The 20,729-nt window shown below is 53.2% G+C and carries 21 protein-coding genes, 1 pseudogene and 1 riboswitch; of the genes and pseudogenes, 3 read left to right on the plus strand and 19 right to left on the minus strand.

Annotation, left to right across the window (positions count from 1 at the left end; translation table 11 throughout):
- Positions 1–26: 26 nt before the first annotated feature.
- A riboswitch (cyclic di-GMP riboswitch) is annotated at positions 27–108 on the minus strand.
- Positions 109–237: 129 nt separating this feature from the next.
- The 5 genes from JMF85_RS18515 to JMF85_RS18535 form a co-directional block, all read right to left on the minus strand.
- Positions 238–1,200, minus strand: a complete 963-nt coding sequence (locus JMF85_RS18515; RefSeq protein ID WP_201318705.1) for a metal-dependent hydrolase — start codon at positions 1,198–1,200, stop codon at positions 238–240.
- A gap of 19 nt (positions 1,201–1,219) precedes the next feature.
- Complete coding sequence (locus JMF85_RS18520; RefSeq protein ID WP_236595913.1) at positions 1,220–2,164, minus strand: lysophospholipid acyltransferase family protein; 945 nt, start codon at positions 2,162–2,164, stop codon at positions 1,220–1,222.
- Between the two features lie 30 nt (positions 2,165–2,194).
- Entirely contained in the window at positions 2,195–2,965 is a 771-nt protein-coding gene (locus JMF85_RS18525) for a GNAT family N-acetyltransferase (RefSeq protein WP_201318706.1), read from the minus strand.
- 156 nt (positions 2,966–3,121) lie between these two features.
- Entirely contained in the window at positions 3,122–3,814 is a 693-nt protein-coding gene (locus tag JMF85_RS18530; protein ID WP_127610160.1) for an LrgB family protein, read from the minus strand.
- A complete protein-coding gene (locus JMF85_RS18535; RefSeq protein WP_127610162.1) occupies positions 3,801–4,169 on the minus strand; it encodes a CidA/LrgA family protein in 369 nt (122 codons plus the stop codon). Before JMF85_RS18535 ends, JMF85_RS18530 begins: the two co-directional genes overlap by 14 nt.
- A 128-nt stretch (positions 4,170–4,297) precedes the next feature.
- Here JMF85_RS18535 and tlp point away from each other — a divergent pair, with 128 nt between their 5' ends.
- The gene (gene tlp / locus JMF85_RS18540; RefSeq protein WP_054797382.1) at positions 4,298–4,528 is read left to right on the plus strand and encodes a small acid-soluble spore protein Tlp; all 231 of its coding nucleotides are present in this window, start codon (positions 4,298–4,300) and stop codon (positions 4,526–4,528) included.
- A 45-nt stretch (positions 4,529–4,573) separates the two neighbouring features.
- Here the strand turns inward: tlp and rnz are convergent, their stop codons facing one another.
- A complete protein-coding gene (gene rnz, locus JMF85_RS18545) occupies positions 4,574–5,515 on the minus strand; it encodes a ribonuclease Z (RefSeq protein WP_127610164.1) in 942 nt (313 codons plus the stop codon).
- 88 nt (positions 5,516–5,603) lie between these two features.
- Positions 5,604–9,038: a methionine synthase gene (gene metH / locus JMF85_RS18550; RefSeq protein WP_201318707.1), complete on the minus strand. Its 3,435-nt coding sequence runs from the start codon at positions 9,036–9,038 to the stop codon at positions 5,604–5,606.
- Positions 9,039–9,323: 285 nt separating this feature from the next.
- On the opposite strand from metH, the gene JMF85_RS18555 reads away from it, so the two are divergent.
- Positions 9,324–9,866 carry a 1,2-dihydroxy-3-keto-5-methylthiopentene dioxygenase gene (locus JMF85_RS18555; RefSeq protein WP_127610169.1) on the plus strand — a complete coding sequence of 181 codons (543 nt, stop codon included), beginning with the start codon at positions 9,324–9,326 and terminating at the stop codon, positions 9,864–9,866.
- A gap of 152 nt (positions 9,867–10,018) precedes the next feature.
- Here the strand turns inward: JMF85_RS18555 and JMF85_RS18560 are convergent, their stop codons facing one another.
- The 5 genes from JMF85_RS18560 to JMF85_RS18580 form a co-directional block, all read right to left on the minus strand.
- Positions 10,019–10,819: an HAD family hydrolase gene (locus JMF85_RS18560; RefSeq protein WP_201318708.1), complete on the minus strand. Its 801-nt coding sequence runs from the start codon at positions 10,817–10,819 to the stop codon at positions 10,019–10,021.
- 95 nt (positions 10,820–10,914) lie between these two features.
- Complete coding sequence (locus JMF85_RS18565) at positions 10,915–11,424, minus strand: hypothetical protein (protein ID WP_127610170.1); 510 nt, start codon at positions 11,422–11,424, stop codon at positions 10,915–10,917.
- Positions 11,425–11,448: 24 nt separating this feature from the next.
- Positions 11,449–12,438, minus strand: coding sequence for an aldo/keto reductase (locus JMF85_RS18570; protein WP_141336263.1), 990 nt, complete (start codon positions 12,436–12,438; stop codon positions 11,449–11,451).
- 15 nt (positions 12,439–12,453) lie between these two features.
- Entirely contained in the window at positions 12,454–12,648 is a 195-nt protein-coding gene (locus JMF85_RS18575) for a DUF896 domain-containing protein (protein WP_054797378.1), read from the minus strand.
- A 168-nt stretch (positions 12,649–12,816) separates the two neighbouring features.
- Positions 12,817–13,176, minus strand: coding sequence for a LysM peptidoglycan-binding domain-containing protein (locus tag JMF85_RS18580; protein ID WP_155613952.1), 360 nt, complete (start codon positions 13,174–13,176; stop codon positions 12,817–12,819).
- Positions 13,177–13,322: 146 nt separating this feature from the next.
- Here JMF85_RS18580 and lexA point away from each other — a divergent pair, with 146 nt between their 5' ends.
- The gene (lexA, locus tag JMF85_RS18585) at positions 13,323–13,943 is read left to right on the plus strand and encodes a transcriptional repressor LexA (RefSeq protein ID WP_127610174.1); all 621 of its coding nucleotides are present in this window, start codon (positions 13,323–13,325) and stop codon (positions 13,941–13,943) included.
- A gap of 159 nt (positions 13,944–14,102) precedes the next feature.
- Here lexA and glnA read toward each other — a convergent pair whose 3' ends face one another.
- The 7 genes and pseudogenes from glnA to JMF85_RS18620 form a co-directional block, all read right to left on the minus strand.
- The gene (gene glnA / locus JMF85_RS18590) at positions 14,103–15,440 is read right to left on the minus strand and encodes a type I glutamate--ammonia ligase (RefSeq protein ID WP_127610176.1); all 1,338 of its coding nucleotides are present in this window, start codon (positions 15,438–15,440) and stop codon (positions 14,103–14,105) included.
- Positions 15,441–15,538: 98 nt separating this feature from the next.
- On the minus strand, positions 15,539–15,952 hold the full coding sequence (locus tag JMF85_RS18595; protein WP_127610178.1) for a MerR family transcriptional regulator: 414 nt from the start codon (positions 15,950–15,952) through the stop codon (positions 15,539–15,541).
- A 97-nt stretch (positions 15,953–16,049) separates the two neighbouring features.
- Positions 16,050–17,297, minus strand: a complete 1,248-nt coding sequence (locus JMF85_RS18600) for a methionine gamma-lyase family protein (protein WP_201318709.1) — start codon at positions 17,295–17,297, stop codon at positions 16,050–16,052.
- Positions 17,290–18,624, minus strand: a complete 1,335-nt coding sequence (gene hflX / locus JMF85_RS18605; protein ID WP_141336260.1) for a GTPase HflX — start codon at positions 18,622–18,624, stop codon at positions 17,290–17,292. The genes JMF85_RS18600 and hflX overlap by 8 nt, the downstream gene beginning before the upstream one ends.
- On the minus strand, positions 18,621–19,616 hold the full coding sequence (locus tag JMF85_RS18610) for an AAA family ATPase (protein ID WP_201318710.1): 996 nt from the start codon (positions 19,614–19,616) through the stop codon (positions 18,621–18,623). Before JMF85_RS18610 ends, hflX begins: the two co-directional genes overlap by 4 nt.
- A 71-nt stretch (positions 19,617–19,687) precedes the next feature.
- Complete coding sequence (locus tag JMF85_RS18615) at positions 19,688–20,383, minus strand: HAD family hydrolase (protein WP_141336259.1); 696 nt, start codon at positions 20,381–20,383, stop codon at positions 19,688–19,690.
- A 164-nt stretch (positions 20,384–20,547) separates the two neighbouring features.
- A pseudogene (locus JMF85_RS18620) lies at positions 20,548–20,729 on the minus strand (twin-arginine translocase subunit TatC); the annotation flags it as partial.

A 20,729-nucleotide genomic window follows, 5' to 3' on the forward strand; every position in this document is an offset into this window, starting at 1 on the left:
TGAAAACAAAAACAACCCGACTTCAAAAAGTCAGGTCGGTTGCGCTAGTTGCTCACAGCTGTCCAAGCGCCCACATGAAGACAGCCGTTCATCGCATCATCTGAAGAAATAATATGAAAATCATGCCCTATCTACTATTATTTAAGCACAATTCATACGAAGTCGTCAATGAAAAATAGACCTTAAACCCTATAATTTCGTCATAATTCGACAAATATTATTCGAATTTGCCCTAGACTAGACGAATGGCGGGGCCCACGCTTTCTTTTTCCAGTCGAAGGAATAACCCGTCACTTTCATATCGCGATCCAGCATCACATCGACACCGAACGGCAGCTGATGATTATACCAGAAGCGGACATCCCTCCACTTCACGACATAACCGTCCTGTCCTGCCGAACAAGAGACATGAATCCGCTGCGCAAACTGCAGGAAGGCTCTTACGCCGTCCGTTGACTTGGAAGCCTCGACAATCGAATCGAATGCTTCCTTGACGTAGATGTCTTTCACCTCGACATGCTTCCCCCGCACATGACCTGTATAAAAGCAATCCTCCGTTTCCACCACGAACTGCCATCGAAACCAGTGAAACCCGGGCGCAACCTGATAAATGCCTTCGTAAGGCAGCTGGTGCCGGACGCGAGCTACGACGCGGAGGTGATGTGCCGCGCGGACTGCGATATATCCCGCCGTCACCGCATAAACGGCCACAAACAACAGGCCCGGATTCGTCCCCGACGCTATCCACCATAGAACGCCCCCGGCATGCAGGGCAAACAGGAACGGATCGAAAATCGATAATACGTCCAGATGCTGCCACTTTCGGGTAAACGGACGAAAGCACTGAACGCCGTAAGCGTTAAACCAGTCCAGCAATACGTGGAAACCTACCGCGGCAAATATCCAGGCCAGCAGCAGGCCGACATGCGCCCACACCCCGAACGTCCAGGCGATCGGCAGCGCCAACACTAGCGGCCAAACGAACAGCGCCGGCAGCGAATGCGTTACGCCGCGATGCACCCGAATATAGGTCGAGTAACCGCGAACTCTCGCCAATGTATCGAAATCCGGCGCTTGCGAACCGACCATCGTCGCCGTCAGCATCGCTTGAAACAAAACCGGATCAGCGGACACCTCCGGATGTAGCATGGCCAAGCCCGTCAGCGTCGTCCCGAATAACAGATGGCTACCCGTATCCATCTCGGACACCCCCTGCCGTTTAGGCGGAATGCGTTTCTTTCCCTGCGTCTTGTTCCGCTTCAGTACGGCATTCCTGCTCCCACCGTTCCTGAGCGTTAAACCAATAAAACCATTGCGCCGGATGTTCGCGTATCACGCGTTCCATGAACCGATTCAACAAACGGGTCGCCTCGGAACGGGTGGAACGGCTGAAAGACGAGGATAAGTGAAGCGCCGGTTCAAACGTTAACCGGTGAACAAACCCGCGATCCCGCCGCCCGTAGAACGGAACAAGCGGCGCCTGTTGTTCAATCGCCAGCGTCGAAGCGCCTTGCGGCGTCCGGGTCTGCTTGCCGAAAAACCGTGAGGGCGGGAATGTCGGACGCCAGAAATCGCCTAACAAAAATACGATGCCTCCGTTATGAAGATGCTTCTTCAGTTTACGAAGCAGCTCCAATGACGGCGTTCGATCATAATCAAGCCCGGGACAACCAAGCGCTTGAAATTTTAAATAGAACGGTCTTAGCTCCTCGCTGCCTGCAGTCGCAACCGTCAAGCAATCGTACTTCTGACATAGATACCAATAGTAGTAAAAAAAGTTGCCGCAATGCGGCGTATACACGATCGCACCTCGGCCCAGGCAGAGCGCTTCTTCCAAGCAGGCTTCGCCTTCTACCCGGAAACGTCCGGGTCCGCCGGCCGGCAGACGGTAGGATTCAATCGCTATTTCGTAGAGGGCAAAGACGACATTCTCATAATAACGATAACGAACGCTCTTCAGATCACGCACCTTGCGATCGGGCAGCAGCTCAAGCATATTGCTCAGGATCCGCTGCCGCAGCCGGACGCCGCCGAGCATATACAAGAGCAGCGCCGCAGCGCGGCAAACGGCAACCATTATACCGGACGGTACCCGGCCTGTGAATCGAGCGATACGTTGTAACATTCGTTCGTTCCCGGTGACTTTCGCGATCCATTCATACAAACCGTTGACGCCTCCTCCGCATATAAACGTTTATCTAGACATAAACCGCTTTTGATACCGTTTCGTCACACGGTCCTTCTCCAGAACGATGAAGAAGTCTACCGTATCGAACAACGCATCGTAAGCCGGCTCGCCGCCGATTTCGGCGCCCAGCCATTGATAACCTTTCATCAGCGGCGGCAGCTTGCGGAAAATATCTTTATCGCTCAGCTCGCTCTCAATGAGCTGCAGTCCGGCGATCCGATGGGAGTCCAGCGGCCGGACGCCGAATCGGTCGGTGATGACTTGCTTTCGCCGCAGCAGCGTATACATTTCGTTCACGTCGGCGATCGTTGTCAGATGCATGCTGGCACAGCCGATCATATAGCGATAGTCGTTAAGCGTCATATAATCGGCGATCCCTTCCCACAACAGCTGAATCGCCCGCCCGCCGCGATAAGCGGGATCGATGCAGCTGCGGCCGAGCTCGAGCGTTTGGCTTTTGGAAGTGTGGAACTCGGACAGATCGAACTCTGTCTCCGAATAAAAGCCAATATGACGGACCGCCCTTTGGCCCGGCAGCAGCCTGTACGTGCCGACGACCTCATCCGTATCGACGTTCTTCACGATCAAATGATCGCAATAGGCATCGTACGCATCTTGTTCCAGACCGCTATCCGTGCGCAGCCGCATGTTTTTTTCCTCTTCTACGAAAACCCGGTACCTAAGACGCAATGCTTGTTCCACTTCGCCGTCGCCTGCCGCCAGTCTAACCGTCAGCCTGGAGGGATCTAATGACGTTTGAGTAGCCGTTGGGATCATCGAGAACACGCCTCTCTACAGGTAAGTTGCCTTACACTCTTAGGTTAGCAGACGTTTATTAAGAAGACGTTTGGCGGTTGTAAAGCTTTTGTAAGGATTCGTCAGGCTGTCCATAACAAATAACGGAGCCGCATCTAATGCGACTCCGCCGTTACTTTAACTCAACCATATATAAATGGGGATAAACAATACGCTTGTCAAGATAGCAGCCGCCCCCATCGCAAATCCGCTGATACTGCCGGCCAGCTCCGAATCGCGAATAATTCTCGCCGTGCCGATCCCATGCGCGGCCGTTCCCATCGCCGTGCCGATCGAGATGTCGTCGCGAACGCCGGCCCACCTGAGTAAGGACGGTCCGAGCACGCTGCCGATTAATCCGGTGAGCACCGTCAGCACCGCCGTCAGCTCAGGCAGCCCGCCCGCTTGCTTGGATATTTCCAGAGCGACGGGCGACGTCACCGACTTCGGCATCATCGTCACGATCAACTCGCGGCTGCCGCCGAGTCCCCAAGCAAGGGCAGCGGACAGCAGCAGAGCGCTGATCGAGCCGACGGTAATGCCTGTGGCGATCGGGAGCAGCATGCTTTTGATTTTGCGCGCGTTTTTATATAAAGGAACCCCTAACGCCACGGTAGCCGGTCCCAGCAGAAATACGATGAAATCCGCCCCTTGACGGTAGGATTCATAAGGGACATGAAGCAGCAGCAGAACGGCAACGATGAGGACGGAGCATACAAGCAGCGGATGCAGCGCCCCCCACCGTTTGTGAATTTGCAGAGCCAGCGCGTAGGCTACGACCGTAAGCGTCAGGCCGAATACGGGTTGTTCCGTAAAGTCAGCGAGCGTCATGCGTTTTGTTCGCCTCCTTTCGATCGGAGCGGCTCAAGCCTTTGACCGTCCAGCCTGTCACCAGCAGAACCCCGAACGTGCTGAGGAACAGATTGGCAAGGATAACGAACGCTTGATCGCCTATGACGTGAAAGAACGCCATCGTCCCGACAACGATCGGCGCGAATAACAGCAGCATATGGCGGACGAGAAATTGACTGGCGTCCTCCACCCATTCCAACTTGACCCATTTCGCGAACAGCGCGACTGTAAACAGGATCAGTCCGATCACATTGGCAGGCAGCGGCAGATCGCAAACGGTTTGAAGAAGCGAGCCGAGCAAGTAAAAGAATAGCAAAATGGCAAAACCGAGCATGGGCTTGAACCTTTCCTTTCCGGCCTATTGGGCAGCGATTAAGAGGTATATAAAACTTGCCACAGGGCATCAATAAAGGGGGCGCCGTAAAGCGCTAATCCACAAGATCAAAGGAGCTGTCTACCCTTATGGCTAAACCCGACAATCGCGCAGACAACGTGGAACATTTACAAAACAACATCAATAACACGATTGAGAACCTGGAGGAGTCGGAAGAATACTTGGCAGAGCATGCCGATGAAATCAGTCCCGACGAGAAGCAGCAGGTCGCAAGTAAGAACGAACGCCGGCGCAACAGCCTGGAATCGTTCCGCTCCGAGATCAAGGATGAATCCGCTTTTCAAAATGAGCAGTCTTAACCTACCGATAAAACCTCCTTCCCGTTTCCGGGTCGGAGGTTTCTTTCATCCGCGGAGCCGATTCAAAATTTCCAGATGAAAATGATCGTGCGCCAAATAAGTGTCCGCATGTATAGATTGAGCTTCACGAAGCAGCTCTTCGGACGCCTCGGCTTGATACCGCGAGCTGATATGCGTGATAACCAGTGTACGCGCGCCAGCTTCCTGTGCCGTTCGCGCGGCGTCCATCGCCGTAGAGTGATCGTAACGGATCGCCATTTCCTTCCTCGCCTCGGCGAACGTCGCTTCGTGAACAAGGAGGTCCGCATGCTCCGCCAGCTTCACCGCATTCGGGCACGGCTGCGTGTCGCCTAGAATCGTTACGATACGCCCGGGAATCGAAGGGCCGACGAACGCTTCCGCATCCAAAGTACGGCCATCCGGCAACGTCACCGGCTCTCCCCGTTTGATTTTCCCGTACAACGGACCGGATGCAATACCGTATTCTTTCAGCTTGTCCACCTGCAGCTTGCCTACCTGCGGTTTTTCCGTAATCCGGAAGCCGAAGCTGGCGATGCGGTGCTTGAGCGGAGCCGTTTCGACCTGAAATCCGTCATCCTCGAACAGGACCGATTGCTCCCCCTCGGTAAATTCCACGAACCGGGTTTCGTATCCGACATGCGAGTCGCTGATCCGCAGCGCCGTTTCCACAAATTCCTTCACGCCTTTGGGCCCGTAAATCGTAAAGGGCGTATCCCCGCCCTGATACGAACGGCTGGACATCAGACCCGGCAAGCCGTAAAGATGGTCGCCGTGCAGATGAGTGATGAACAGCTTCTCCAATTTGCTGATTTTCACCGGCGCCCGCAAGATTTGGTGCTGCGTCCCTTCTCCGCAATCGAACATCCAATACGCGTTCCGTTCCGCCAACAAATTAAGCATGATCGAAGTGACGTTTCGTTCCTTCGAAGGCATACCTGCGCCGGTACCGAGAAAATAAATCTCCAACCTGATCGTCTCCGTTCATGTCCTTACGGTTTTCTTAAACGAAAGAGTGGAGCGTCCGCCCCACCCTCTCTAGCATGCCCATTTTCGGTTAAGCATTAAAATAACGCGCTTGCGGGTGTGCAAATACGATGGCGGATACGGACGCCTCCGGTTCCATCATGCTGCCCTCGGTCAACTCCACCCCGATATCGCCCGGATTCAACAACGCGAACAGCTGCTGCTGATCGTCGAGATTCGGACAAGCCGGATAACCGAACGAGAACCGCTGGCCGCGGTATTTGGCGCCGAAACGCTCCTGCATCGTCATCTCCGCCGGATCCGGGAAGCCCCACTTGTCGCGCATCAGCTGATGTACGCGCTCGGCGAAGCCTTCGGCGATCTCAAGCGCAGCCGCCTGCAAGGCGTGGGAGCGCAAGTAATCGCCTTTATCCCGCCACAAGGTAGCCAGATCGCTGACGCCGTGCCCGGCTGTGACGACGAGGAAGCCGACATAATCCATCTCGCCGCTCTCCACCGGTTTTAAATAATCGGCCAAGCAGAGGAACGGCTCCGATTGTTGGCGCGGGAACGAGAACGTCTGCAGCACTTTGGTCGGATCTTCCGGATCGTATACAAGCACGTCATTGCCGCTGGATTGGGCCGGGAAGAACCGGTACATCCCGTGAGCGCGAATAATGCCTTGGCTTTGCGCTTCGCTGAGGATATCGTCCACCGTCTCTTTCAGCTGGACCGCTTTCGGATCTTTCTCGGCAAGCAGTTGTTCGACCTTGCCCTTAAGGCCAAGGTGGTGCCCAAGCAGCATTTGCATATTCACGTAAGGGATCAGATGGCTGATCGGAAAATCCCGCAACACGTGACGTTCCAGATCCGGCGGCACTTGAACAGGAACGGTACGGTCGACGTTGGACGTCTTGACCCTGGTCAGCGCAGGCATCGCGTCTTCTTTCCGCCCGGATTCCTTCACATCCGACTCCTTGCTTTCGCGAAGCTCGCGGATGAGCTGCTGACGCTGCTGCGGATCGCTCAGCTTGTTGGCGATATCGAGTCCGTCCATCGCATCCTTTGCATACAGCACCATCCCGTCGTATTCCGGCGCAATCCGCGTTTTCGTGAACTTGCGCGTAAGCGCGGCGCCCCCGACGAGAATCGGCACGTCGATGCCCGCCGTCTTCAAGTCCTGTGCGGTGATGACCATCTGCTGTGCGGATTTGACAAGCAATCCGGACAGGCCGATCGCATCCGGCTTCTCTTTGCGGTAGGCTTCGATCAGCTGTTCCGGCGGCACCTTAATGCCGAGGTTGACGATTTTGTAGCCGTTATTGGAAAGAATAATCTCGACGAGATTTTTCCCGATATCATGGACATCGCCCTTCACCGTGGCCAGGATGATTTTCCCTTTCACGGCGCTTTCCTCTTTCTCCATAAACTGCTCGAGGAATGCGACAGAAGCTTTCATGACTTCCGCGCTCTGCAGCACCTCGGCAACGATCAGCTCGTTGTTGTTGAAGAGGCGGCCGACTTCTTCCATCCCTCTCATTAACGGACCGTTAATGATCTCCAAAGGAGCGTATTTCTTCAGCGCTTCCTCGAGATCCGGGATGAGACCGTCCTTCGTCCCTTCCACCACGTAAGACGCGAGCCGCTCCTCCAGCGAGAGGTTGGAGATTTTCTCCTTTTTCTCTACCTTCTTAGTCCGGAAATGGGCGACGAATTCGGCGAGCGTCTCGTCATTCGTGTTGTAGATCAGATTTTCAGCCAGACGGCGCTCCTCTTCCGGAATAGAAGCGTACCGCTCCAGCTTCTCCGTATTCACGATCGCATAATCGAGTCCGGCCTTCGTACAGTGGTACAGATAGACGGCGTTCAATACTTCGCGGCCGGCATCCGGCAAGCCGAACGAAATATTGCTTAATCCGAGAATGGTTTTACATTCCGGGTACTTTTCTTTAATCATCCGAATGCCTTCAATCGTCTCCACGGCTGAGCCGATGTATTGCGGGTCACCGGAGCCGATAGGGAACATATTCGGGTCAAAAATAATATCGTGAGGCTTAAGCCCGTATTTGTTCGTCAATAAATCGTACGCACGGTCGGCCACTTCCATCTTTGCCTGACGGGAAACGGCTTGTCCGCGTTCATCGATCAGGATCATGACGACGGCCGCTCCGTATTTGTGAATGAGCGGAACGATGCTCTTGAATTTGGATTCGCCGTCTTCCAGGTTAATGGAGTTAATAATGGCCTTCCCCTGGGAATATTTAAGGCCCAGCTCAATTATATGATCATAGGTGGAATCGATCATCAACGGAGCCTTTACTTTTTTGACGACATAGCTCAAGAAGTTTTCCATCGCATAAGCTTCATCGATATCCGTATCCTGCAGGTTGATGTCGATGACCTGGGCGCCGTTCTTTACTTGACTCCTCGCGATTTCCGAGCCTTCCTCGAACTTCCCTTCTTTAATCAGCCGTTTAAATTTACGCGAACCCGAGATGTTGGTCCGTTCGCCCACCATGATCGGCCGGTTGGACTCTTCCAAGTACACCGTTTCGATCCCGGACACTGCGGCCGGGTGGGAACCGTTCTGTTCCCGGGGCTTGTAGGCGCGCAGCGTCTCCGCCATGACGCGAATGTGCTCCGGCGTCGTTCCGCAGCAGCCGCCGGCGATATTAAGCCAGCCCTGCTCGGCAAAACCGGCGAGTTTCTTCGCCAGCGATTCCGGCGACTCATGGTACTGTCCGTTCTCATCCGGTAAGCCGGCGTTCGGATAACAGCTCACGGCTGTCCCGGCAATATCCGAGAGCGTACGAATATGATCCCGCATGAATTCAGGACCTGTTGCACAGTTCAGACCGATGGAGATCGGCTCCAAATGTTCGAGCGACACATAGAACGATTCAATGTTTTGACCGGCAAGCGTCGTGCCCATCGGTTCGATCGTGCCGGATATCATCAAGGGCAGCTTGCGTCCGCTCTCTTCGAACGCTTTGCGGATCCCGATACTACCCGCTTTCACGTTCAGCGTATCTTGCGACGTTTCGAGGAGCAGCGCATCCACGCCGGCTTCGATTAAAGCCAGCGCTTGCTCGTAATAGCTCTCGATCAGCTCATCGAAGGTAACACCGCCCGTAACCGATAACGTCTTGGTGGTCGGCCCCATCGCCCCCACCACATAGCGCGGCCATTCGGGAGTGCTGTATTTGTTAGCCGCCTCAATCGCCAGTTTAGCGGCGGCAAGATTGATCTCCCGGGCGCGATCCTGTATATCGTATTCGGCAAGCACAACGCTCGTGGCGCCGAACGTATTCGTTTCGACCATATCCGCGCCCGCGGCAAAGTACATCTCGTGGATACGCTGGATAACGTCTGGACGAGTCAGCACTAGCATTTCGTTGCAGCCTTCTAATTCTTCGCCTCCGAAATCGTCCGCCGACAAATCCTCTTGCTGGATCATCGTGCCCATGGCGCCGTCCAAAATCATAATTTTCTTTTGCAGCTGCTCTTGTAAGCTAGGTTTAATCAATGAAAAATCCCCTTTCACCCTGCCGATCTGCCGGTATATGCGATGAAGTAGGCAGTCCGAACATGTAGACCCCTTATTCTATCCGGTATGAAGCGTTAAATCTCTTAAACAATGTATCCTTAAGTGTAACAGAAACATGATATGATGAAAAGAAACTTCGACAAAAATGGAGTCTTTATTAAATGAATCCTATCGGATTTATATACATTATACATCGACAGAACGTACACCTTCTACTATAATACAAATTAGGAGTACACATTTCATGTGAAAGAGGGATAAACCATGGCTGAAATCCGTATCCGCAATACGAACGAACGCATCCAAGGCGAAGATAACGTCAGAAATTTTCTAGAGAAACAAGAAGTGCTTTATGAACATTGGAATCCAGGCAAATTACCGGCCGAGCTGCAGGAGAAATTTATTTTGTCCGATGAAGAGAAGAGTCAAATTTTATCCACCTTCGACGCAGAAATTCGCGACCTGGCCGCCCGTCGCGGCTACCGGACTTGGGACCTCATCGCCTTGTCCGATGCGACGCCGAATCTCGACGAGCTATTGAAGAAGTTCGAACAAGTGCACACACATACCGAGGATGAGGTTCGCGCCATCACGGCAGGCAAAGGTATTTTCATTATCAAAGGCACCGACGATGTCGGATATTTCGACGTTGAGCTCGAAGCCGGCGACGTCATCTCCGTACCGGAGCATAAGCCGCACTTCTTTACCCTGATGGAAAACCGGCAAATTGTAGCCGTCCGCCTCTTCATCGAAACCGAAGGCTGGATTGCGCATCCTTTCGCCGACCCGACTTTCCAACAGGCCTAATGATAAAACCCCAACTTTAGGTGTCTTAACGCCGTAGTCCGGAACGGATCCTGCATCCATTTCGGACTACGGCGTTTTTTCGCTTGACGGGAACGCCGCAACAAAAAACCGACGCCTGCCAGGATCGACAGACCGTCGGTTTCTTATGTTCATTAGATGAATGATATGGAGTCCAGAATCGCTTGCATATCCCGCAAGCTCTTAATTTCGTAAACGGGTTCGATGTCCGAGCTGCGTTCTACACCATGGCGGTTGATCCACATGTTGCGCATCCCCACCGTATTCGAGCCCAGAATATCCGTCGTCAATTTATCGCCGATCATGACACCTTCATCTGCCGTTATGTTCAGCAGCTGCATGGCGTGGTGGAAGATGGAAGCGGCCGGCTTCCCTTCGCCGAATTCACCGGAGATCACAATATGGTCGAAGTAGGGAGCAAGCTGCGGCACCCCGGCCAGCTTCTCCTTCTGCAAATCCGGCGAACCGTTGGTCAGCAGGAGCAGCTTGTACTTTTGTTTCAACTGATCCAACACTTCGAACGTTTCTTCGTACACAATGGGACGAATGCGTCGTTCGGCGGGAAACTGTTCGGCCAGCTTGCTGCCGAGCGCCTCGTCATCGATACCGAGAGCCTTCAAGCCGCGGGTCCAGGACGCCTTGCGGTATGACGGCGCCAACGCCTGCAGCTTGCGGAATTCCTCCTGCTCTCCTGCCGTAAAATTCGCCCAGAGCCCTTCGAACGGATTGATTCCGATCATCTTCGTGAAAGGAAACGTTTCATAAGATTCGTATAATGCCCGCGCTTCACGGCGTACCGCTTCTTCCAGCTGCGCCGGGTCCAGGTCATAATGTTTGGAAGCCTCCGTGCAAGTTGCTTCAAAAGCCTCTTTCACGCTTCGGTCATCCCATAACAACGTATCGTCTAAATCGAAAAGCACCGCTTTGATCGTCATTGTTTAAATTCCTCTTTCTACCGCGATTATCGTTCCTAACTGCCAGTCATTTATATTTAATCCGATCAAGCAACCCCATGACGTTCGTTCAGGCTTCATTTGATGAGCTTTACATTGTTTTTCGAGGCGAAGTCGGAAATTTTCTCGATCATAGCTTCCATTGGCATTTGGTGGAAAAATTTCGTGAATACCCAGCGTTTACCTTTCGGCTTCAAGGTTACCATGATCGTATCTTTGCTCACGGTTATTTCGCTAATTTGGGAAGCTTCTACGATCCGATCGCCGCCGAATCGACGGGAGGCCAGCGAAGTTTTACCAATCCTCAGAAACGGTCTGCGCGCCCAATACATAAGCAATGCCAAGAAAAGATAACTGAAGCCCGTTACCCAATACATAGACTCGTCTTGTCCTGCTTGCGGACGAAGGGCAATAAAACAGAACACGCTCATGGCGACGAGCACCAATGGCAATAACCAGCTGCGGCCTTTAAAAGTAACCGCCCCGTCCGAAGACCGAACGGAAATCGAAGACGAACTGCTTTGGCCGTGTTTTTTATTCATGATCTTCGTATTTTTACGTACCATGCGTTCCCATTTACGCGACATTATCGTGACCCCTTATGCTCTCGATTAGATCTGCCTATGAAACTTCTCAATAAACCGGTAAGGATATTCCGATTCCAGCGCGCTGACATCATCCAGCCGCTTCCACATGGAGTCGGAAAGCTTCCAGCCGACCGCTCCCATATTATCTTCAAACTGTTCAAGCGTACGAGCGCCGAATATCGGCGATGTAATCCCTTGCTTATGGATGAGCCAATTGAGCGCCACTTGTGCCGGCGTTTTATTGGTCTCTGCCGCTGCGCCAAGAACCTCATCCAGGATTCGGAAATTCTTATCGGTATTTCGCAGCTCCCATCGACTCTCGCCGTTTTTGTTAGAAAGGCGCCCTTCCGTCGGTTCGTTTCCGCGCTCGTAGCGCCCTGTCAAAAATCCGCCGCCAAGCGGTGCCCAAGGGATGACTCCTACGTTCTCCTCCAAGCAAAGAGGGAGCACTTCGCGGTCCATGGAGCGGCACACGAGACTGTACTGCGGTTGAATGGAAATAAACCGCGCGTAGCGGTTGAAGTCACTTAGATTTAACGATTTCATTAACTGGTACGCCAAGAAATTCGAGCATCCGATGTACCGAACCTTCCCTGATGCAACTAAATCGTCCAGCGCACGAAGCGTCTCTTCAATCGGTGTGACCTGATCCCAAACGTGAACTTGGTACAAATCGATATAATCGGTTCCTAAGCGTCGCAAACTGTCTTCGACGGCATCCATGATATGCTTGCGGGATAGACCGACTTGGTTCGGTCCGGGTCCGGTCTTCATTCGAACTTTAGTAGCCAGAACTACGTCCGATCTTCGTTCGCGAATCGCTTTACCGACAATCTCTTCAGATCTGCCGCCTGCATAGACGTTTGCCGTATCGATGAAATTCCCTCCTTTATCCAGGAAACGGTTTATCATCTCTACGGACTCCCGTTCATCGGTCGTATGACCGAAGGTCATTGTTCCTAAGCAAAGTTCCGATACCAGAATACCGCTCTTACCCAAAGCCCGATATTGCATATCAAAACCCTCCTCCTACTTCTTCTCATCTTCATCAACAAATTTGATGTTATCGAGTTGAGTACGTAAGGAAGATTTGAAAGAATCGATGTACTTTTTACGCAATTCGTTACGTTCGTTCAACTCCGCTTCGCTCAATCCTTCGGATTTCGCTTTTCGAGCGAGTTCATTGATTCGCTTCACGGTAACATCATGTTCCGATTCCAACATGCCTATCCTCCCAGTCTTCTCGTGTTCCGGTTGTCGCCAGCTGTCGGAACCTGACAAGCATGTCCAGACAAATGGCGTTCGTTATCAAATTATACTTTGACATTATGGATAACGATTGTCAAGAGAATTGACAGGCGGGAAGAGCCTGAAATGTCAGGGCGAGCGGTATTACGGAAGCAACAATTGTTGACCGGCACGAATCGAAGCGTCCTTCAATCCGTTCTTTTTTTTGAGCTCATAGATGTATTCTCTCGGGTTGCCACCCTTAGCTATATGTTCATTGGCGATACTCCACAAGGTATCTCCTCGTTCGACGATAACGGTATGTTGTTCGGCCGGCAAGGAGGCGGCTGCATAAGCGTCCGAATTCCCAAGTAATGCCGTGATCACCGTGCTGATCCCGATGATCATGGCCAACACAAGACCCGTCAGAGCCAGACGCCCTAGCCGTTTGCGATTGCCGACCGCATCTGTTCTATTCATGGACGGCACGTTTACCGAAGTTTGACTGCTAATGATATGCATCATAATGACGACCCCCAAACATTTGTTCTTATATTAAAATAACACGAACACGTGTTTGTGTCAATGCATTTTCTCGAACTTATGTTTGTACGAACGGCTATTCTGTGCTATACTTCCAATTAATAGTTTCTATATATTGGAGTGATACGATGAGCAAGATTTCCTCCCGTCAACAGGCCATTTTAAATTTTATTAAAAATGAAGTTAAGGATAAAGGTTACCCGCCTTCCGTACGTGAAATCGGCGAAGCGGTAGGTTTGGCGTCGAGTTCCACCGTACATGGACACTTGGAAAGGCTCGAGAAGAAGGGCCTTATCCGCCGAGATCCGACCAAGCCAAGAGCCATTGAGATTCTGGACGGGGAACCAGGAGAAGGCGCGTTCTCCGTTTCGGTAGCCCGCGTTCCGTTAATCGGACGGGTTACGGCAGGGGTTCCGATTACAGCAACGGAGAACATTGAAGATTACTTTCCGCTCCCCAGCCACTTTGTCGGCGATCAGAGCGTGTTCATGTTAAGCGTCGTCGGCGAAAGTATGATTGACGCAGGCATTCATCACGGGGATTATGTGATCGTCCGCCAGCAGCAGACCGCCAACAACGGCGACATCGTCGTGGCTATGACCGAGGAAGACGAGGCGACGGTGAAAACGTTCTATAAAGAAAGAGACCATATTCGGTTACAGCCGCAAAACCCGACCATGGAGCCTATTCGGTTGAAAAACGTTTCTATTCTTGGCAAAGTCATCGGCGTATTCCGCGACATCCACTAACAACTCATAACCTCTCGAAGCTCGGCTGCTGCCGGATCGTGAGGTTTTTTCGATAAAAAAACCTCACGGAAGATCACCGCTAGGTCCTTATGGAATATAGGTCTTGCTAAATTAAAGAAACGGACGCTCGGCTCAGCCGAACGTCCGTTTCTTTAATTATTAATAAAGCGTTAAATACTGCTCACGCTCCCAAGCGTGAACTTGAGTACGGTAAATGTCATACTCGATTTCCTTAAGCTCGAAGAAATGAGCCAGCGCATGATCGCCGAGTGCTTCGCAAATGACATCGTCCCGAAGCATTTCGTCGAGCGCTTGCTTCAAGTTGATCGGCAAGCTCGGAATGCCTTGCTCTTCCCGCTCCTCTTCGGTCATCACGTAAATATTGCGGTCCGTCGGAGGCGGCAGCTGCATTTTTTTCTTGATGCCGTCAAGGCCGGCCTTCAACATAACGGCCAGCGCGAGGTACGGGTTAGCCGCCGGATCCGGGTTACGCACTTCAACGCGCGTGCTGAGACCGCGGGAAGCCGGGATACGGATCATCGGGCTGCGGTTGCTGGCCGACCAGGCGACGTAACAAGGCGCTTCATAACCCGGTACAAGACGCTTGTACGAGTTGACGGTCGGGTTCGTAATCGCCGCGAACGCGCGGGCGTGGCGCAAAATACCAGCCATGTAATGACGTGCTTCTGCGCTTAGGCCGAGTTTGTCGCTCTCGTCGTAGAAGGCATTCTCTTTACCGCGGAACAACGATTGGTGACAATGCATGCCCGAGCCGTTAACGCCAAACAACGGCTTCGGCATGAATGTGGCATGCAGGCCGTGCTGACGGGCTACCGTCTTCACAACGAGCTTGAACGTTTGAATTTGGTCGGCCGCTTTGATCGCATCGGCATATTTAAAGTCGATCTCGTGCTGACCCGGCGCCACTTCGTGGTGTGACGCTTCGATCTCAAAGCCCATTTCTTCGAGCGTTAACACGATTTCGCGGCGGCAGTTCTCGCCGAGATCCGTAGGCGCCAAGTCGAAGTAACCGCCCTGGTCGTTCAGCTCCATGGTCGGATTGCCTTTCTCATCGGTTTTGAACAAGAAAAATTCCGGTTCCGGCCCGACGTTCATCGCGGTATAGCCCATTTCGTACGCTTCTTTCAACGCAGCTTTCAGAATGCCGCGCGGGTCGCCCGGGAACGGACGGCCGTCCGGCAAATAAATATCGCAAATCAAACGCGCCACGCGATCTTCCGTCACCCATGGGAACACGACCCAAGTATTCAAATCCGGGTATAAGTACATGTCTGATTCTTCGATACGAACGTAACCCTCGATGGAAGAACCATCAAACATCATTTTATTATCAAGCGCCTTCTCAAGCTGGCTTAAAGGTATTTCGACGTTCTTGATGGTGCCGAGCAAATCCGTAAATTGAAGTCGAATGAATCGAACGTTTTGTTCCTTGGCAATACGTAAAATGTCTTCCTTCGTGTAGTTCTTATCCGTCACTGTGAAATCTCCTCCTTAAAAATCGGTACGTAATAACGAGGGGGTACCGCTCGCCCCGCCTCAGGTGAACAGAGCGGCGGTCGCTCCTCGGCCAAACCCTATTTTCTGAAAAAACGAGACAGTTCGCCTTGAATCAACGATACATGATTCGGTCGCTTGCCTCCGCCTATCAGCTGCTGCTTCAGCATCTTGTGCAGCTGGGAATCAGTCAGTTCCCGGCGTTTCACTTCGGATTGCTCGTTCAAGACGGTTGCATCCTCCGAATCTTTGTCGACCGGCAGCAGCACTTGTTTAATTCCTGCGATGTTAACGCCCTTCTCGATCAAATCCTTGATCTCCAAAAGACGCTCGACATCGTTGAACGAGTATAGACGCTGGTTGCCGCCGGTTCTTGCTGGAATGATCAATTCATGCTGCTCGTAGTATCGTATTTGTCTGGCGGTTAAATCCGTCAGCTTCATAACAATACCGATCGGAAAAAGGGCCATATTACGGCGGATATCATCACTCATGACTATCACCCCTAACACATAAAACCTTACTTTTATTGTAACCATGTTCTAGAAACGTGTCAAGTTATGTCAGGTTAATGCCACATGTAAGTAATGATTACAATAATTTGCGGTCGATCATGTTTTGGATGGCCGTCAGAACGCCGAGCTTACAGTGGGAATACGTCAAGCCTCCCTGCATGTAGGCAATATAAGGCTCCCGAATCGGCGCGTCGGCCGATAATTCCAGGCTGCCGCCCTGAATGAAGGTTCCGGCCGCCATAATGACCGGGTGCTCGTAACCCGGCATATCCCAAGGTTCCGGCACGACATGCGCATCTACGGCCGCCGCCTGCTGAATGCCTTGAACGAAGGCGATCAGATGCTCCGGCCCGGTAAACCGGATGGCCTGAATTAAATCGGTGCGGGGATCGTTCCAACGCGGATGCGTCGTAAATCCCAGCTCGGCGAACAGTGCCGCCGCGAACACCGATCCTTTAACAGCTTGTCCAACCGTATGCGGCGCTAAATACAAGCCTTGGAACAAAGCCCGCGTCGTCCCGAGCATAGCGCCGACCTCCCCGCCGATGCCCGGCGCGGTCAACCGGTAGGACGCCAGCTCAACATACTCGCGCTTGCCCGCGATATAGCCGCCTGTAGGAGCCAATCCGCCGCCCGGGTTCTTAATCAGCGAACCGGCGATCAAGTCGGCCCCGACTTCGGTTGGTTCGTTAAGCTCCGTGAATTCGCCGTAACAGTTGTCCACGAATACGATAACGTCCGGCTTTATTTCTTTCACGAAACGAACCATCTCGCCAATCTGCTCGACGGTGAACGAGGCACGCCATGAATACCCGCGCGACCGTTGAATGCCGATCACTCTCGTTCGCGGAGTGATGCGCCGGGCGATCTCTTCATAGTTCGGCGAACCGTCTTCAAGCAGCTCCACCTCGCCGTAGCCGATGCCCCAGTCTTGCAGCGAGCCGAGTCCGTCGCCCGGTTTGCCTATCACCTTGTGCAGCGTGTCGTACGGACGACCTGTAATCGACAGCAGCTCGTCGCCGGGCCGCAGGACGCCGAAGAGCGCCGTCCCGATCGTATGCGTGCCCGACACGAAATGCGGACGCACCAGCGCCGCCTCGGCGCCGAACACGTCGGCATACACGAGATCGAGCACTTCGCGTCCGCGATCATTATAGCCATATCCGGTCGAGCCGGCAAAATGATAATCGCTTACTTTAAACTTCTGAAACGCACGTATGACTTTCCACTGATTGCGATCGATCAACCGATCGAGTTCATTCATTCGTTCCCCGACTACCTTCTCCGCCTTCTCCATCAAGGCGAGCACCTGCTCGTTAAACATGTTCCGACGTCTCTCCTCTGTTCTCTCCCTGCGGCGCACGCGCCGAATCGTATGCAGCCAGCATGTATCCTATCTTATCGAACTCTTTATTGTTTACCCGTACCTTGAACAGCATGTCGCTGCCGTCCACTTCATTCTCCAGCACCTCGCCTACGCGGTACACAAGCGAAATGACATCCCCCTTATCGGCAGGAATACGGTACGTCCGGCTGTCGCCCATCAAATGTTTCTCTAACGCGTCGATCAATCGCCCGAGATCTTCTTCGCGATAAGCCGAGATGCGCAAGTAATCGCCTTCGGTCATCAGCATCTCCAATTGCTCCGGCGTGCACAGATCGATTTTGTTAAACACGGTTATCCGATCCTTGCCGTGTGCGCCGAGCTCTTCGAGCACCTCATCGACGACCTTCATCTGGATCGTCATCATCTCGGTGGAACTGTCCACAACGTGCAGAATAAGATCCGCTTCGTTGGCCTCCTCGAGCGTCGCGCGGAAAGCCGCGACCAAATCGTGCGGCAAGTTCTGAATGAACCCGACCGTATCGGTCAAGACGATCTCCAATCCGCTCGGCAGCTTCAGCGAGCGCGAGGTCGGATCGAGCGTGGCAAACAACTGGTTCTCGACATACACGTCGGCTTGCGTCAGCTGGCGAAGCAGCGTCGACTTGCCGGCGTTCGTATACCCGACGAGAGCGACTTGAAAGACGCCGGTCTTCTTACGCCGCTCCCGGTGAAGCGTACGGTGCTTCACCACTTCCTGCAGCTGGCGCTTCAGCTCGCTGATCCGATCGCGGATATGACGGCGGTCCGTCTCCAGCTTCGACTCCCCGGGTCCCCGGGTCCCGATGCCGCCGCCGAGCCGGGATAAATTTTTCCCGTGACCGGACAGCCGCGGCAGCAAATAGCTAAGCTGCGCCAGCTCGACCTGGATGATCCCCTCGCGCGTCTTGGCGCGGCCGGCGAAAATATCCAGAATCAGCTGGGTCCGGTCGATGATTTTCACATCCAGAAACTGCTCCAGATTGCGCACCTGCGCGCCCGACAGCTCCTGGTCGAAGATGGCCGTGTTCGCGTCTTTCTCCTCCAGCAGCTCTTTCAATTCTTGCGCTTTTCCTTTGCCTATGAACCACTTGGAATCGGCGTATTCTTTATTCTGCGTCATTGTTCCGAGCACTTCGACATTGGCCGTCTCGGCGAGCCGGATAAGCTCGGCCAGCGAATAGTCGGGGTCGTACGTTTCCTCGCGCTTTAATTCCTGCGTAACCAGACTCACCAGTACGGCGCGTTCTTGGTGGTCCGGCGTAATTTCATGGCTCGTTTTTTTCATATAAATTTATATGTCTCCTTTGGGGATTTACGTTCCAGCTTGACGTCCTCCGGGCGAATGATCATCAACTCCTGTTTGGTCGGATGTACATGCGGGCTGCTTAACAGGCGGACGGCGTGATTGCGCATCGCTTTCTCGATCAAGTTGCGCACGAACCGCGCATTGCTGAAGGCGACCTCCATTTGATTTTTCTCGTTCGTGATTTGCTGCCGGATTTTCATCTCCGTCGATTGGGTTAAAGCATACTCCCGTTCCTTCACGATCAATTCGGCGATCTGCATCAGCTCGTCAACCGTGTAATCGGGGAAATCGAGCTGAATCGGAAACCGCGAAGGCAGCCCCGGATTCGTCGTCAGAAACTGCTCCATCTCTTCGGAGTACCCGGCTAAAATCAAAATAAAATTGTTCTTATGGTCCTCCATCGCCTTTACAAGCGTATCGATGGCCTCTTTACCGAAATCTTTTTCCCCGCCGCGCGCCAAACTATACGCTTCGTCGATAAACAGAATGCCGCCCAGCGCTTTCTTGACAAGCTCCCGCGTCTTCAGCGCGGTATGCCCGATATATTCGCCGACCAAATCGGCCCGCTCCACCTCGATAAGATGGCCTTTGTTCAGCACGCCCATCGTCTGGAACAGCTTCGCCACGATACGGGCGACCGTCGTTTTGCCCGTTCCCGGGTTCCCCTTGAAAATCATATGGTACACCTGGGTTCCCGCCATAAGGCCGACTTCCGCCCGCATCCCGGCTATGCGCAGCAGCGCGTAAATTTCGAACACGAGCTCCTTCACATGCTCCAAACCGACCATACGATCCAGTTCTTTCATAATTTCCCCGAACTGGCCTTGCTGGGATAGAGGCTTGCCGTGAAACAAAGCTTCCGATTCGGCGGGGGCATGTGCGACAGGTTCCGGACTGCGCAGGACGACGTTGATTTGCCGGGCGTTTTTCGTGATCTGAATCTGATCCGAAGGCTGTACACGTCCGCTCATGCGTAACATCACCTCTTCTTTGGTGTTAATGTATACGCGCGAGTCGGGCGGATTGTGTCTGTTTTCTTTGTCTATTGTATATCTCTTCCTCGATTTTTCAAAATGTCGGTCTGCTGCAGCCGCTTGATCACCGCTGCAAGCCCGATCTCTTCCATGGACGCCAAGCGAAAATCGTGCGTTCCGAACGTTAACAAGCCCGTTACGGCGTTCGGCACAACTACGCATCGCATGCCCGCGCGATAAGCCGCCAGCGCGCCGTTCGGGGAATCCTCGAACGCCACCGCCTCGTGCGGCTGTACGCCAAGCGCCGCGAGCGCCTTCAAGTAAAGCTCCGGGTCGGGTTTTACCCGGGTAACGTCGTCGCGCGTCCGGATGCATTCGAAGTCATCCAGCAAACCGTACGCCTTTAAATATCCCGTCACCCATTCCCGCGTCGAACTGGAGGCTAGACCGATCCGCAACCCCAGCCGTCTCGCCTCCTTCAGATAAGACCGCACCCCGGGCCTCACATCAGCTTCGGCCATCCTGGCGTCATAGGCCTGCTTGCGCATCGCGCGGGCCGCCTCGCGATCATACGTCCGGCCGATCTGCCGCTCCAAGTCGTCATAAGGATTAAAGGCGTCCGGTCCCGTACCGATGCAGTGCCCCCATACGTCGATGGTCAGCTCGCCGCCGTGATGGCGGTACATCGCTTGAACCGACTCAAAGTCCGCCGTTTCCGTATCCACGATCAAGCCGTCAAAATCGAATACGACTGCCCGAATCATGACCGCACCTCCTCCCGCATTATGTAATGTATCGTACTACGATTGGCGTATTTTGCCTAGTGAACATTCCGTTTCTACCCATTCTCGCCGTGCCGGAGGACGCAAAAAAGGAGCCGCTTGTCCGCGACTCCCCTCCTTCATTCCGCTTACCCGCCGGCTATGATTCAAGCTTCCACTGCAGCTGTCGATAATTTTTTCTTATACACCCATTTCGAAAGCGTAATGCTGAATTCGTATAAGATCAGCAGCGGAACCGTTACCAAAATGTCCGAAATAAAATCCGGAGGCGTAATCATAACCGAGATGACGATAAGCGTAAAATAAGCCACTTTCCTCGCCTTGGCAA

Origin of the sequence: Paenibacillus sp. EPM92, assembly GCF_016586185.1 — a bacterium.
Lineage (GTDB): Bacteria > Bacillota > Bacilli > Paenibacillales > NBRC-103111 > Paenibacillus_G > Paenibacillus_G validus.